Raw genomic sequence first — 13,962 nt, forward strand, 5'->3', positions numbered from 1 at the left:
TAAAAAGAAAAAAGCATTATTTTAAGTTTAACCCAGATTAAATGTTTAAACTTATTTTATTGGTGCGAAATTAGAGTAATTAAGATAAATAACCTGCACATAGAAAAATACCCTGGTGCATTAACACCAGGGTATTTTTAAAGCAACTGTAAAGTAAGTTAAATTACTTCCACCCAGCCCTTGCGAATTGCCGAAACAACCGCCTGTGTACGGTCATTTACGTTCATTTTCTGTAAAATATTACTCACATGGTTTTTAACTGTTTTTTCACTAATATATAAGGTCTCCGCTACAGCACGATTACTTTTTCCATCCGCCAGTAGCTGCAATACCTGACACTCACGTTTCGTAAGCAAGTGTAGTGGTTTACGGTATTCTATACCTTTATCCGTAATACTCGAAGCATTTTCCTTAGCAAGGCGACGATATTCCTTCACAAGGTTATGTGTTACCTTTGGATGCAGATAGGACCCGCCGTCACTGACTACTTTTATTGCTTCAATCAAGGAATCCGAATCCATTTCTTTGAGCAAGTACCCTTGCGCCCCAGTTTTCAATGCATGTGTCACATAGCTTTCATCATCATGAATGGAGAGAATAATTACTTTTGAGTTTGGAAAGTATCGGACTAAGTCAGCAGTCGCCTGAACACCGTTGATCTCCGGCATATTAATGTCCATTAATACAACATCGGGATTATTTTCTTTTACCAGTTTAGATGCAACAGACCCGTCAGCCCCCTCAGCAACCACGTTAAAGGACGGTTCAAATTCCAGAATGCGTTTTACCCCTTCACGAAATAACTTATGATCATCTATTAACACGATACGAATTTCTTTCTCTGTATTCATTGATTCATCTTCCTCCTGCATTCGATTACTTCGTACACCTACTAAAATTTATATGACAGATATATGTTTCTCTCTATTTTTCATTAGTTATTCTTATTAATCATTATATACTTATGGCGTTGAATAAGGAACTTTTATGGTAATTGTTGTTCCTTTGCCAATAGCTGACTGTATATTCAGTTGGCCTTCTAGCATTTCGACTCGTTCTCTCATACCTATCAATCCAAATGATTTATCTCTTTTTACACTCAAATCGAATCCCTTCCCATTATCTTTAATGAGCATCGTCAAACTATCTCTACGTATTTCCAGTTTAACTTGAATCAAACTAGCTGCACTATGCTTGATTGCATTTTGAATGGATTCTTGCATGAGACGGAAAAAGGCTATTTCATATTTTTGATTAAGACGCCTTTCTTCTCCAAAAACAGTAAAATCAATCGTGATTTTATTATAATCCGAGATATTGTCCACGTATTTTTTGATCGTTGGTACAAGTCCCAGATCATCCAATGCCATCGGTCTTAGGTCATAAATAATTCTTCTCACTTCATACAAGGAAGAACGAACCATTTCTCTTACACTTCTTATTTCTGCTATTGCCTGATCAACCGAACCACTTTTTACTGTTCGTTCCATAAGTTCGGAACGCAATAAAATATTGGCAAGCATTTGTGCCGGCCCATCATGTATTTCTCTTGATATCTTTCTGCGTTCATCTTCTTGTGCTTCAATAATTTTCAACCCAAATTCCTGTTTCTCTTTTGCATTTTCTATCATTTCGTTAACTTGCCGGAAATCATCCTGCAAGTAAGTAAGAATTACTGAAATTTTTCCAGCCAATCCTTCAGCCCGATTGATGGTTTGAGATAAGGTGATTAATCTTCTTTCCAATTCATCCCGTTTATCACGCAATACTTTCTCTTCCTGGCGAAGCATAGCTAGATTTGTTTGCATAAGATGTGTATTTTCATATACCTCTCGTATATCCGCCTCGGAATATCGTTCAAAGTATTTACTTACCTCGGCTAATCGCTGTCGTGAAAAGCGGACTTTTTCTTCTAACTGATCTCCATTTTCAATATGCCGAAGTACTTTTTCCTTCGTTTCTTTTAGCTCAAATACAAGATGCTCATGTTCCTTACGAGCCTCTTCACTAATATTGAAAATTTCGTCCTTGCTATTTTCAACGACTTCGATCATTTCGTCGATGACGTGGTCCAAAGCCTTTTCACTTATCTTTACCGCCATATTTTTCCACCAACCTATGTTATAGTTATACGTATAGACATTTCATTTTTTTAGGGTCTTTTCCCTATATTGAGGAAATATTTTCCTAATTTAGATATATTTTTAACAACTTCTCTTTATATGATATTAAGGGTACCTATATACTATAATGTGCGTTAGAGGTGAGAAAATCAAGATGTTAAAAAACTATTATACCGTAAAAAAAGAAGGAAATGACCAGATTATTATCCAGAAATCCAGATTTATCGGCTATATTAAGCGGGTGGAAAGCGAAGAGGAAGCACAAATATTTATTCAGGAAATAAAGAAAAAACATCATGATGCTAACCATAATTGCTCTGCCTATATTATTGGAGAAAATGACCAAATCCAAAAAGCAAATGATGACGGCGAACCAACTGGTACTGCAGGCGTTCCGATGCTGGAAGTGCTTAAGAAACAGCATTTAAAGGATACCGCAGTCGTTGTAACAAGGTATTTTGGTGGAATTAAGCTTGGTGCTGGAGGACTAATTCGTGCATATGGAAGTACGACTTCTCAAGCTATTAAAACTACAGGTATTGTAAAAAGACAGCTTATGAAAGGTTTTTCCATAACGGTGGATTACAGCCTTCTAGGTAAATTGGAAAACGTGCTAAGAAATTCGGATCATCTTTTGGAAACAATTAACTATTTGGAAAGTGTTGCGTTTATCGTTTTTGTAAAAGTTGAGCAGGACGAAGCTTTTCAGAGTTGGATGGTAGACTTAACAAATGATCAGGCAGATATCAAAAGAATCGAATCTAAATATATTGAAATCGATGTTACTTCGACCGATAAAATATAGAAAAATGACAAAACAAAACTGCATCCTATAGGAATGCAGTTTTATTTTGCCATCGATTGTGCATATTTTTCCAAACGCTTACTGCTCGACAACTCACTAATCAGCATCTTGATCAACTCTTCCGAACTATGAATATTTTGCTTTTCGGTTTCATCAATCATTCGTCGCAGCATATTTTTATATTTTTCCTGCTCTACCATTCTCTTACCGCCTTTTCGTTCATATTCCAAGTTACTATCATTGCAATTAAAAAGAACTGTATCATAGTTTTTGGTAAATGCGTGTCGAACTATGTCGAAACAAGAAATAATTTATTTTCCCTCACCATACCTATACGACAAAAACTGTCATTTATGGGCGCTGTTTCGCCTTTTACCAAACCAATTTATACTAATGATACAAAAAACAGCTATTAAAGCTCCAATACTATCCAACATGACATCGCCGGCATATGGAGTTCTATTAGGTGTCATTCCCTGGTGCAGCTCATCTAAAACGGCATATATAACTGTCAGCAGAAAAGAAAATAGTAATCGTATTTCTATTCTAAAGTCAGTCGATTTTCTAAAAGCGATATAGAAAAAACAAGCTAACAAAAAGAAGACCGTAACATGTGCGCCTTTACGAATAAAAAATTCGATAAAGCCATTAATCCCAAGTACATCAACATTTACCAAGGAATGATTATAAGTAAAAGAAATCCAACCAACAAATGGCTCTAGAAAACTGAAATCAATCAGACTTCCCATCAAGGGTTTAATATCCTGCTGCTCATATGGTGTAGCTGAAGAATAGAAGATAATACCCATCCACCCCATCGGCAACAGCCAATATAAATATTTTTTCATCGTTAACAACCAAACTTTCTTATAAGAAATAAAACACCCTGAACGATAACGAGACTATTATATAGTATATCTGTTAATCCAATAATTTTCATCTATTAATTTCCCCTTATATATATAAAAGGGGAAATCGAAACATAAAAAAACCGTTAAGCAGTTGGCTTGACGGTTTTTCTCTTAATGATCTTGTTTTTGTTTCCATTTATTAAACTCCAGGTATTCTTTAAACTGTTCTTTCGATACTCCAGACTGCATTGCTTCCTGTACAATTTGCATCCATTCATTATCAAGTTCTGCTGTATCTATGGATTCATTTTCATTAATTACATCATTGACGGATACACCTAATACAGTACTGATCTTTTCAATAAACTGGATCGATGGATTAGATTGAAGGTTTCGCTCAATCGAACTAAGATATGATTTTGCTACCCCCGCTTTTTCAGCTAATTCAGAGATGGACATTCGTTTTTCCTGGCGTAATTTCTTTATCGTTTCACCGATCAAGTTCCTCACCTACTTTCACTGCGCATTATATCATATTTACAGTAAGTAGTTCTATATAGAGTACACTTTTTCATGAAAATTACGCCTTTTGTCCTGTGTCTTTTAAAAATTGGCGAATCTCATCCATTGAAATTCCCATTTTTTTTGCATTCTTTATTAAGACTACCCATTCCTCATCAACTGCCACATTTTCAATAATCTTTTCCACAATCCGTCCCCCATTATTCATCCAGACAATCCAGCCATCTTAGCATAATGCTTTAGACCCGTGACTTTGCGCCCTTACCTTTCGATAAGTTTGCCCTTTTCTGAGGATTTCATTTATTTCATATGACTATCATACTATATAAACTAACACAATAGGTTGACTTCTTTTGTCGGATACAGACTAGTTTTGTAATTGACGAAAATACAACTATTATTCAATTGTTGGAATTCTAGTTTCATTGTATCTGCCGTAAGTTAACAAGGAAAATCACTTCTTAAATTTTAAACTTTCATGAAATAGGAAAATACTTCTTAAAAAATGGAACCGCTTCCTGTTACTATTATTTTATTAATAAACAAAAAATCCAGTCACCTTAAATAAACAAAAACCTACTTATTTCTTTAAATTCCATAGACTATATTCGCTATTTCAGATATAATTTATCCAAGATTTGATATTTTTTTACAAGTAACTACTAGTCAAAAAGTCTTATAATGGAAATCATAATTAATACAGAGGAGAATACGAGTGGTATCAAGAGCAGAGAAAAGACAAAATAAGAAAAAACGCAAATGGCCTTATTGGGTTGGTGGAATAATATTGGCATTAATTTTACTTGTTGGAGGATTAGCATTCTATGTTTGGAATCAGGTCGGTGCTACCGTAGAAACCATGCACAATCCGCTGGCAAGAGATGAAGACCCAGAAAGACAAAAACAAATACAGAATATCTTTAAAGAAACGGATTCTGTTAATATTCTTTTGCTTGGCGTTGATGAACGCTCCGGTGATAAGGGTCGATCCGATACAATGATTCTTTTGTCTGTTAATCCAAATACGGAATCGATGATTATGTTGAGCATACCACGTGATACTTATGTGAATATACCTGGACGGGGACAGGATAAGATAAATCATGCCTATGCTTTTGGTGGAACTGATTTATCGGTACAAACTGTCGAAGAAGCATTTGACCTTCCGATTCATACGTATGCAAGGGTGAATATGGAAGGCTTTCAACAAGGAATTGATGCATTAGGTGGCGTTACAATCAATAATGATCTAGCCTTCTCACAAGATGGTCACACCTATCCTGAAGGGCAAATTATGTTAAATGGTGAAGAAGCACTAAGTTTTATTCGCATGCGCTATGAAGATCCACGTGGAGACATGGGTCGAAATGATCGTCAACGAAAAGTAATTACCGCTGCCATGAATGAAGCGGCAAGTTTTAATAGCATTACCAAAGTTGGAGAGATACTGAATATTTTAGGTGACAATGTACAAACCAACCTAGATATGAAAAAAATACAAACCTTGTTCACTGGTTACGCAGGAGCACGCAAAGATGTGTCCACAATGGAAATAAGCGGTTCCGGACAAACCATTAATGGTGTTTGGTATTATATCGTTCCGGATTCTGAGTTTAACCGTATTCATACAGAGATAAAAGATCATATGGAAGCCAATTAGGAATGGTAAAATGAAAAGTCACCTGTGTATCATAAAACAGCGTGGCTTTTCTGTTCGATGTACAAATTTTTGTATATCGTTGATGGTATACTATATATAGAAAAAAAGTTGGGGGTATAATTTATGAAACGAATATTATTATTATTTATAATTCCACTTGTTCTTGTGGCATGTTCCAATGATGAAGAGGTCACACCGAATGAGCGTTTTAATGACTATGTCAACCACTGGAATGAACAGGAAGTTGGAGAAATGTACGGGATGTTTTCTCAGGCAGCAACAGAGAGCTATCCTGAAGATCAATCAACTTTACGAACAGAAAAAATTTATCAGGATCTAAACGTTTCTGATTTACAAATAGTTTTTGAAGAATTAAACGAAGAAGAGCTTGAAATGGCAATGGAAGAAGGTACAGCGAAACTGCCTTTCACCGTTAATATGGAGACGATCGCCGGACCAATTACTTATGAGTATGAAGCAACACTTGTCCAGCAGGGTGAAGAAGACGAAGAAGAGGAATTAAATTGGTATGTAAATTGGGACCCCGGATTTATTTTTCCTGATTTGAAAGACGGCGGCGAAATTGGTATCCATACGGTTAATCCAAAACGTGGAGAAATCCTTGACCGTAACCAAATGCCTTTAGCAATCAATGGGACAATTGTTGAAGTCGGCGTTGTCCCTGGTGAGCTTGGAAATAACGCTGAACAGTCAAAAAAACAAATTGCGGAATTGCTCGGTATAAGTACTGAATCTGTTGACACGGCTCTTAATGCCGGCTGGGTCGAAGATAATTTGTTTGTACCACTCAAAAGTGCCCTGCCTTCTGAAGAGGAACTTCTACCCGAGTTAAGTGCCATTGATGGCGTACGGCTTAGAGAAACTACCGGACGTATCTACCCAGCTGGCGAGGCAGCTGGGCATCTTGTTGGATATATCCGAAGTATAACTGCTGATGATTTGGAAGACCTTGATCCTTCTCAATATAGTGCGAATGATAAAATTGGTTCACGTGGACTTGAAGCAAATTATGAGGAGCAACTTAAAGGAAAAAAAGGAGTAAAAATTACAATTAACAAAGAAGAACAAGATGAAATCGTACTTGCTGAAACACCTGTGGAAGACGGCGAAACAATAAGCGTTACAATTGATGTTAATGTTCAAGAAAAATTGTTTAACTCCTATGAAGAAGATGCAGGAACAGCTGCTGCGATTCATCCAAAAACCGGTGAGACATTAGCACTTGTTAGTAGCCCTGCGTTTGACCCAAATGAAGTTTTATATGGTACATCAGGAGATTTATGGGAAAGAATAGAAAACGATGAGCAAAACCCTTTAATTAACCGGTTTGCTTCTACCTATGCCCCCGGGTCTGTTTTTAAACCCGTCACAGGTGCAATCGGATTAAAGAATGGAAGTATCGAACTTGGTCAAGGAATAGAAATTGATGGTAAAACGTGGAGCAATGGAGAAGGCTGGGGAAATTATGAGGTTACAAGGGTTTCCACCTCAGATGGTCCTGTTGACCTTGAAGATGCGTTAATCCGTTCTGACAATATCTTTTTTGCAAGAAAGGCGGTTGAAATGGGATCCGATGCCTATGTAAGTGGTCTGAAAGAATTTGGATTTGGTGAAGATTTACCATTTGAATATCCAATCACAATGTCAACCATTTCATCAAGTGGTGATCTGGATGATGAAATCTTATTAGCAAACTCCAGCTATGGCCAAGGTGAATTGGAAATGAGTGCACTTCATGTGGCATTAACCTACACGACATTCTTAAATGAAGGGAATATGATTAAGCCTACATTCCTAACAAGTGAAGAAACAGCTCAAGTATGGAAAGAAGGATTAATTACACCGGAACAGGCAACAGCCATTCAAGAAGCTTTAAGAAAAGTTGTTACAGAAGGTACAGCGAAAAAAGCTCAGAATGCAGACTTTCCTATTTCAGGTAAAACGAGCACGGTAGAGTTAAAGCTTTCGGATAGTGAGTCAGGTGCTGAGAATGGCTGGTTTGTAGGTTACCCAACGGATGATCAGGACATCCTAATTGCAATGATGGTGGAAGAAACACAGGATAAAGAAGGCGGACTTGCCGTTCAAAAAGTGACGGATGTCTTAACACAAATGAAATAGTTTCCAAAGCAAAAAAATCTACTCCTTTCGTTGCAGGAGTAGATTTTTATTTTATAATAATTTCGCCAGCGAATAAAACATATTTTCATCACGTGCATCAAGTGCCATATCGATCAGCCTTTTGATATTATCTCTTTCCAATTCATGAATAAATAGATGGGTAGCTTTTTCTTGGTCTGTTTTACTTAAGCTTGCATCGCTGTGGTAATACGATTCAGCAATCGAATGCAATTGCTTGAGAAAATCAGGGATGGAAATGAGTTTGGACATCGGGACATTTACGACGTCTTTACCATTTTGAAAAGCAAAGACCGCATCGGTATTTTCTACCATCTTTGTTTTTCGATTAATCCGTATTTCATTGGCCTCAACAGGAATGAATTGATAAACCTTTTTATTGATCATGACCGAAAAATATTGATACGCTAAAATAATACGGACATATTTATCTTCTGTTTTAACATAGTACGGTTTTAGCATTTTAACAGTTACCATCGATTCCACCTCCCAATTTTTCTTACGCAATATCAATCTAAATTTTCAGTTAATTTATTTTACATGAATTTTCTGCGAATTACAAGAAGAAGTTTTGAAGAAGCCTTTCATTCTGGTAGGGTAATCGTCAATTTTCATTTTATCCTTCGATATATGACGATTAAATTAATGATTGATTCATTTTTTCTCTATTTCTGTAAATACTCGGGATCTTGTAAGAAATTGTTTCCCTTCAGGACCTTCGAGGGAGAACATGCCACCCCTCCCCTTCACTGCGTCAATGATAAGCTGTGTGTGTTTCCAATATTCATATTGATCTTTAAAAAATTGGAAATATAAAATGGTGTATCTCCTATTTTCCCAAAAAGTAAATCCGATTCACCTGTACAGAACTCATCTCTGGGGTAGCACATTGGGGAGCTGCCATCACAGCAGCCACCCGATTGAATTTACTAGATCCCCTTCAGTGTTTGGGTTTGCATACCTCATACATTGATTCCTCCCCCTTATTGTAAGCGATTACAATTACTTGATGAAAGACATGCGGTGAACTATCTCTCTCTAGATTATAACATTATATGTTTAACTATTCCAATAATTATAATTATGAATAAAAATAAAATCCTTGATCAATCTATTTTGATCAAGGATTTTTTCAAGCTGAAGCTATAAGAAAAACGCTGGTAACCCAACGTTATAGCTAGCAAGTATTGTATTATGAATTCAAATTTTAGCTTCAGCTTTTTTTGAGATACTATTTCCTACTACTTCATCTCTGGAATAACGCGAACTTCTCGCTCCATTGTCGATTTACATAGTGGACACGCTGGTTCCTCGTTAAAACTGTATGTTTCTCTCATCCAGCCTTGACAATCGTCGCTTGTGCATGACCATACGTTCGTTTCCACTTCAGGAACCGGTTCCTTTGGTCCTCGAGAAAATGACATAATAGCATCCCCTTTCCTTTTACTCTTCTTATTATACTCTTTTTCGGGTAACAATGTAAGGGCATGCTTGTGACCAGATTAAATTTTCTGTTTAACAAGTTCCTCAAATACTTGCAATGCCTTTGCATGAAACTCATGGTGATTTTTAATAATGGAAAATTTGCGCTTAATTGGTGTCCCATCAATGATGAGCTTTTGGATTTTATTCAATTGAATTTCTTTTGCAAATGTTAAATCAGAAAGCAGGCTGATGCCTAATCCGGCTTCAACCCCTTCTTTAATTGTCTGTGTACTACCAAAAGTTAAAACTCGTTTTGGATGAAGACAATGCTTTTTGAAAAAATCTTCAAGCACTTTACGTGTCCCGGAACCTGACTCCCGAATGATCCAAGTTTCTTTTTCCAAATCCTTTATGGAAACTTCCTCTTCTACTTTATATGGTTGCCTTTTCGCTGCGATAATATACATTTTATCTGTTGAAAACTGCTCAACGGAAAACTGTTGATGCGAGTAATTTCCTTCAATGAGGCCAATATCTATTTCATGGTTCAAAAGCTGCGAACCAATTTCATCCGTATTTCCGATAGTAACTTCGGGAACAATCTGAGGGTATCTCTCCTGTAATTCCGCCAACAGTTTGGGTAGTAAGTATTCCCCAATGGTATAGCTTGCGCCAATTTTCAATTCTCCACTTGGATCATTTTGTAAGTCCGAAACAAGGATCTGCATTTGATCATAACTGCGCAAGATTTGCTGTGCGTATTGATAAACAATCTTCCCTGCTTTGTTCAACTCTACAAATTTATTGCTTCTCTCCAGAAGCCGAACACCGAGTTCCTTTTCCAAGGATGCTATGTACTGACTGACTGCTGGCTGAGACATATGTAAAGCCTCAGCAGCACGGGAGAAACTCTTACGCTCAGCCACTTCCTTAAATACAACAAGATGTTGATCCACCAACTACTCCCCCTTCCTCAAAATCAGGTGCCTGTCACTCCCCGAATTTTGTCAAATAATATTGTACTTTCTATTTATAAGTATATCTTATCATAACAATAATAATAATTTATTTTTCTTATGTTAAAAATGAACTTATACTTAAAATTACAATTTGAAAGTGAGGATTATCTATGAGCACGTTAACGAAAGTCTCCAATTACTGGAGAAAGCTTTTATTAGGAATCTGTTTTACATTTATTTTTTCCCTCTTTGGATACTTGCTATCATTGGTACCTGGTTTTAATCGTGTTGGGCCACTTGCTAGTGCTATCATGCTCGCTATTGCCTATCGACAAATAGTTGGCTATCCTGAATTTTTTCGTATTGGAATAGAATTCTCATCTAAATATTTATTACGTTTTGCTATTATTTTATATGGGCTAAAATTAAATATCGATGTGATTTTTCAAGATGGACTTGGATTACTACTTAAAGGGACGATAACGATTATCTTCGCAATTCTGGTAACGATATATCTAGCAAAATTATTTAAGGGAAATACCCAAATAGCTTTATTACTCGGAGTTGGCACAGGGGTTTGTGGAGCAGCAGCCATAGCCGCAGTTGCGCCGATTGTAAAAGCGAAAGACGAAGATACAGCAATAAGTATTGGTATTATTGCACTTGTCGGTACGATATTTTCAATTATTTATGCACTCTTACTGCCGCTACTGCCCATTTCAGATGTCCAATACGGCATATGGGCAGGTCTCAGCTTACACGAATTAGCGCATGTTGCTCTTGCTGCAGAACCAGCAGGTGAAGAAGCACTTGCAATGGCATTACTGGCAAAGCTTGGACGTGTTTTTCTGCTTGTACCCCTATGTTTTGTTTTGATTTTCTGGGTTAAAAACCGTAAATCCGTAGATGGGACAGATGATACGAAAGTTAAATTTCCAATGTTTTTGCTTGGCTTTATTGCAATGAGTTTATTTGGAAGTTATGTATTGGGAGACATAGTGCCGGTAACAGATAATGTCATGGATGTTATCAGTTTTGCTACCACATTTATCCTCACTTCGGCCATGGTCGGACTTGGGTTGAATGTGAGCTTGAAGGATGTTAAAAACAAAGCAATGCGTCCACTCTTTGCTATGCTGATCGCTTCCGTACTTGTTTCCATTTTGATGTATTGGATTGCGGGAATTTAATTGAATGATTGTTTCGTGGATCGGCTGCTTTAGCCGGTTCTTTTTGATTAGATGATTGCAAAAAAATCAGGGAGTGACCGGCACCTGATGGTGGGCACTCCCTAAGCAAACTTATAATGCAAATCGTTCGATAGCTTTAGCAACGCCTTCTTCATTGTTTGAATCTGTTGTATGGTTCGCAACATTTTTGATTGCTTCCTGGGCATTGCCCATTGCTACACCAATTCCGGCTTCTTGAATCATCTTAATATCGTTTAAACTATCGCCAACTGCCATGACTTCTTTCATCGTTATACCGATTTTGTCGCACAGGAAATGGAGTGCTCTCGCTTTACTAACGCCCTTTGGATTAGCTTCCATGTTGGTTGGCAATGAGTTCGTCAACTCAAGCCCTTCATAATGTGAAAGTTCCTGTACCATGATGTCCAACTTTTGTTTATCTTGAGATTCACAGCCAAATTTCAGCCATTCATAGTCATAAAAGTTCTCTGGAGCTTCTCCACGGAAAACACCACTTGTGGAGATCATCCACATATTAACTCCGACCTGTGTACCCAGATTATATAATTTCTCAATAAGCTTTGTTTCAAGTAAATGCTGATCCAGAAGTTCTTTTTCAACTGTCCAAACCTGACCACCATTGGCAGTTATCAGATAGGATTGCAATTTCAATTGTTCTGCATAGGGATAACAGGCTTGAAATCCACGCCCTGTACTAAGAACAACGTGTATACCTTGATTCATCGCATCTTCAATTGCTTTTACAGTACGTTCTGACACTTCATGATCATCCGATAATAAGGTACCATCCATATCTAACGCAATAAGCTTTATATCTTGTTTTTGTTCTGTCATTAAAATGCTCCTTTTTCTATAGTTCTTTATTATCGTATCCGATTTTCTGTCATATAATTGTGTCCTTAACAAACAGTAAGTTCCATAATAAATATGATGTTTCGGTGAAGCAATTCTAACTGTAATCCATTTTAACAGAGGTTTCGCCAGAACGATAAGAAAATCATTTTATTCCCCATAAGGAACGGTAGTCGTCATCACTTTATACATCTCTTTTGCTTAGTCTACTTTGTATAACACGAACAAATACTAAATAAACGAGTGGTAATAGACCTGCCAGTAATACAACACCATTCCAACCTACCGTGTTCCCGATTGGACCTACTGCTGAACTGCCTAATGTAACACCAACATAGTAAGCAACTAAATATAGACTTGAAGCACTTCCTTTATGATGTGTTGCATGTTCTGTCACGGACGTTGCTGTCAACGAATGGGCAGTAAAGAAGCCAAGACATAGCACACACAAACCGATCACTATTACGATTAAAGACTGGCTAAAGGTGATAAATGCCCCCATAGATAATACGATGATTCCAGCAATACGGACTTTCTTTAAATTAAGCTTCGCCGCAAGCCAACCAGCAAGCGGCGCTCCTATCACTCCCAATCCGTAGGCTAAAAATGTATAGGAAATAGCTTCCATTGATAATGAAAAAGGCTCAGACTCCAAATGGAAAGGCAAATACGTCCATATGGATGTGAAGGAAAATTGCAAAACAACACCTATTCCAATGATGACAAGAATGGCAGGATTTTTTAAATGAAAAACCATCCCTTCCATATCCTTTTTAAATGGAAGTCTGCTAGCTTCAAAAAATCTTGATTTGGGTAGGAATAAAAATACCAGTACAGAAATGAATACGCCAATTCCAGCAAAAACATAAAATGCTGTTTGCCAGGAATAGTGGTCGGTTAAATAGCCGGTAACCACTCTCCCTGCCATTCCGCCAATAGCATTGCTGGATATGTATAATGCAGTTGCTACACCAACACTTCGCCGATCAATTTCTTCATTCAAATAAGCAAGCGATGCAGCAGGTAAACCAGCAAGTGCAAATCCTTGAATAAAGCGCAGCAGTACAATCAAATAAAAAGAGTCAGATAGAGGAATGAGAAAGAAAGGAATAACCGAACCTATTAATGAAAACTTGATAAAGAAAGTCCTTCCGACCCTATCTGAAAAAAATCCTAAAATGATTAATCCTATGATTAGTCCAACAATTGTCATTGACAATACCAACGTGGACTCTGAAACCGTGACATCGAATTCTTGGACAAATAATGGCAAAAGCGGTTGAACGACATATGTACTTGCAAAAACGAAAAAGGATGCAAATGCTAAAATCAATGTTATCTTCCAAAAATAATAATCCTTGATATTATACTTGTGCTGCTGCCTCATCAAATGA

The 13,962-nt window shown here is 37.1% G+C and carries 15 protein-coding genes, 1 pseudogene and 1 riboswitch; of the genes and pseudogenes, 4 read left to right on the forward strand and 12 right to left on the reverse strand.

Going from position 1 to position 13,962, the window contains the following annotated elements; translation table 11 throughout:
• Window positions 1-158: 158 nt before the first annotated feature.
• Window positions 159-851 (reverse strand): response regulator, encoded by a 693-nt coding sequence (locus tag ACHABU_RS04595; protein ID WP_435762748.1) that lies wholly within the window; start codon window positions 849-851, stop codon window positions 159-161.
• Between the two features lie 111 nt (window positions 852-962).
• A complete protein-coding gene (locus ACHABU_RS04600) occupies window positions 963-2,102 on the reverse strand; it encodes a sensor histidine kinase (protein ID WP_435762750.1) in 1,140 nt (379 codons plus the stop codon).
• 175 nt (window positions 2,103-2,277) lie between these two features.
• On the opposite strand from ACHABU_RS04600, the gene ACHABU_RS04605 reads away from it, so the two are divergent.
• Window positions 2,278-2,928 (forward strand): YigZ family protein, encoded by a 651-nt coding sequence (locus ACHABU_RS04605; RefSeq protein WP_435762752.1) that lies wholly within the window; start codon window positions 2,278-2,280, stop codon window positions 2,926-2,928.
• A gap of 41 nt (window positions 2,929-2,969) precedes the next feature.
• Here the strand turns inward: ACHABU_RS04605 and ACHABU_RS04610 are convergent, their stop codons facing one another.
• The 4 genes from ACHABU_RS04610 to ACHABU_RS04625 form a co-directional block, all read right to left on the reverse strand.
• On the reverse strand, window positions 2,970-3,128 hold the full coding sequence (locus tag ACHABU_RS04610; protein ID WP_435762754.1) for a hypothetical protein: 159 nt from the start codon (window positions 3,126-3,128) through the stop codon (window positions 2,970-2,972).
• 147 nt (window positions 3,129-3,275) lie between these two features.
• The gene (locus tag ACHABU_RS04615) at window positions 3,276-3,776 is read right to left on the reverse strand and encodes a VanZ family protein (protein ID WP_435762756.1); all 501 of its coding nucleotides are present in this window, start codon (window positions 3,774-3,776) and stop codon (window positions 3,276-3,278) included.
• Between the two features lie 174 nt (window positions 3,777-3,950).
• Entirely contained in the window at window positions 3,951-4,280 is a 330-nt protein-coding gene (locus ACHABU_RS04620) for a helix-turn-helix domain-containing protein (RefSeq protein ID WP_435762759.1), read from the reverse strand.
• 79 nt (window positions 4,281-4,359) lie between these two features.
• Complete coding sequence (locus ACHABU_RS04625) at window positions 4,360-4,488, reverse strand: anti-repressor SinI family protein (RefSeq protein WP_435762761.1); 129 nt, start codon at window positions 4,486-4,488, stop codon at window positions 4,360-4,362.
• A gap of 21 nt (window positions 4,489-4,509) precedes the next feature.
• Window positions 4,510-4,593, reverse strand: a riboswitch (cyclic di-GMP riboswitch).
• A 423-nt stretch (window positions 4,594-5,016) separates the two neighbouring features.
• Here ACHABU_RS04625 and ACHABU_RS04630 point away from each other — a divergent pair.
• Complete coding sequence (locus ACHABU_RS04630) at window positions 5,017-5,961, forward strand: LCP family glycopolymer transferase (protein WP_435762764.1); 945 nt, start codon at window positions 5,017-5,019, stop codon at window positions 5,959-5,961.
• Window positions 5,962-6,084: 123 nt separating this feature from the next.
• On the forward strand, window positions 6,085-8,103 hold the full coding sequence (locus ACHABU_RS04635) for a penicillin-binding transpeptidase domain-containing protein (RefSeq protein WP_435762766.1): 2,019 nt from the start codon (window positions 6,085-6,087) through the stop codon (window positions 8,101-8,103).
• Between the two features lie 51 nt (window positions 8,104-8,154).
• On the opposite strand, the gene ACHABU_RS04640 is transcribed toward ACHABU_RS04635, so the two are convergent.
• The 4 genes and pseudogenes from ACHABU_RS04640 to ACHABU_RS04655 all read right to left on the reverse strand — a co-directional run bounded on the left by ACHABU_RS04640 (window position 8,155) and on the right by ACHABU_RS04655 (window position 10,502).
• Complete coding sequence (locus ACHABU_RS04640) at window positions 8,155-8,598, reverse strand: IDEAL domain-containing protein (protein WP_435762768.1); 444 nt, start codon at window positions 8,596-8,598, stop codon at window positions 8,155-8,157.
• Between the two features lie 177 nt (window positions 8,599-8,775).
• Window positions 8,776-9,044 (reverse strand): annotated as a pseudogene (locus ACHABU_RS04645) (DUF779 domain-containing protein); the annotation flags it as partial.
• A 318-nt stretch (window positions 9,045-9,362) separates the two neighbouring features.
• A complete protein-coding gene (locus ACHABU_RS04650; RefSeq protein ID WP_379496379.1) occupies window positions 9,363-9,545 on the reverse strand; it encodes a cold-shock protein in 183 nt (60 codons plus the stop codon).
• Between the two features lie 78 nt (window positions 9,546-9,623).
• Window positions 9,624-10,502 (reverse strand): LysR family transcriptional regulator, encoded by an 879-nt coding sequence (locus tag ACHABU_RS04655; RefSeq protein ID WP_435762770.1) that lies wholly within the window; start codon window positions 10,500-10,502, stop codon window positions 9,624-9,626.
• Window positions 10,503-10,675: 173 nt separating this feature from the next.
• Here ACHABU_RS04655 and ACHABU_RS04660 point away from each other — a divergent pair, with 173 nt between their 5' ends.
• Window positions 10,676-11,695: a YeiH family protein gene (locus tag ACHABU_RS04660; RefSeq protein WP_435762772.1), complete on the forward strand. Its 1,020-nt coding sequence runs from the start codon at window positions 10,676-10,678 to the stop codon at window positions 11,693-11,695.
• A 111-nt stretch (window positions 11,696-11,806) separates the two neighbouring features.
• Here the strand turns inward: ACHABU_RS04660 and ACHABU_RS04665 are convergent, their stop codons facing one another.
• Together ACHABU_RS04665 and ACHABU_RS04670 are read right to left on the reverse strand one after the other, a co-directional pair.
• Window positions 11,807-12,550 (reverse strand): Cof-type HAD-IIB family hydrolase, encoded by a 744-nt coding sequence (locus tag ACHABU_RS04665; protein ID WP_435762773.1) that lies wholly within the window; start codon window positions 12,548-12,550, stop codon window positions 11,807-11,809.
• A gap of 202 nt (window positions 12,551-12,752) precedes the next feature.
• Window positions 12,753-13,955, reverse strand: coding sequence for an MFS transporter (locus tag ACHABU_RS04670; RefSeq protein ID WP_435762775.1), 1,203 nt, complete (start codon window positions 13,953-13,955; stop codon window positions 12,753-12,755).
• Window positions 13,956-13,962 lie beyond the last annotated feature (7 nt).

Source organism: Oceanobacillus sp. CF4.6 (genome assembly GCF_051262635.1).
Classification (GTDB): Bacteria; Bacillota; Bacilli; order Bacillales; family Amphibacillaceae; genus Oceanobacillus.

Excerpts from the sequence above, each read along its gene's own strand:
- ACHABU_RS04640 (WP_435762768.1), bottom strand. The coding sequence starts at position 8,598 with ATGGTAACTGTTAAAATGCTAAAACCGTACTATGTTAAAACAGAAGAT.
- ACHABU_RS04670 (WP_435762775.1), bottom strand. The coding sequence starts at position 13,955 with ATGAGGCAGCAGCACAAGTATAATATCAAGGATTATTATTTTTGGAAG.
- ACHABU_RS04660 (WP_435762772.1), top strand. The coding sequence starts at position 10,676 with ATGAGCACGTTAACGAAAGTCTCCAATTACTGGAGAAAGCTTTTATTA.
- ACHABU_RS04615 (WP_435762756.1), bottom strand. The coding sequence starts at position 3,776 with ATGAAAAAATATTTATATTGGCTGTTGCCGATGGGGTGGATGGGTATT.
- ACHABU_RS04665 (WP_435762773.1), bottom strand. The coding sequence starts at position 12,550 with ATGACAGAACAAAAACAAGATATAAAGCTTATTGCGTTAGATATGGAT.
- ACHABU_RS04605 (WP_435762752.1), top strand. The coding sequence starts at position 2,278 with ATGTTAAAAAACTATTATACCGTAAAAAAAGAAGGAAATGACCAGATT.
- ACHABU_RS04595 (WP_435762748.1), bottom strand. The coding sequence starts at position 851 with ATGAATACAGAGAAAGAAATTCGTATCGTGTTAATAGATGATCATAAG.
- ACHABU_RS04600 (WP_435762750.1), bottom strand. The coding sequence starts at position 2,102 with ATGGCGGTAAAGATAAGTGAAAAGGCTTTGGACCACGTCATCGACGAA.
- ACHABU_RS04650 (WP_379496379.1), bottom strand. The coding sequence starts at position 9,545 with ATGTCATTTTCTCGAGGACCAAAGGAACCGGTTCCTGAAGTGGAAACG.
- ACHABU_RS04635 (WP_435762766.1), top strand. The coding sequence starts at position 6,085 with ATGAAACGAATATTATTATTATTTATAATTCCACTTGTTCTTGTGGCA.
- ACHABU_RS04610 (WP_435762754.1), bottom strand. The coding sequence starts at position 3,128 with ATGGTAGAGCAGGAAAAATATAAAAATATGCTGCGACGAATGATTGAT.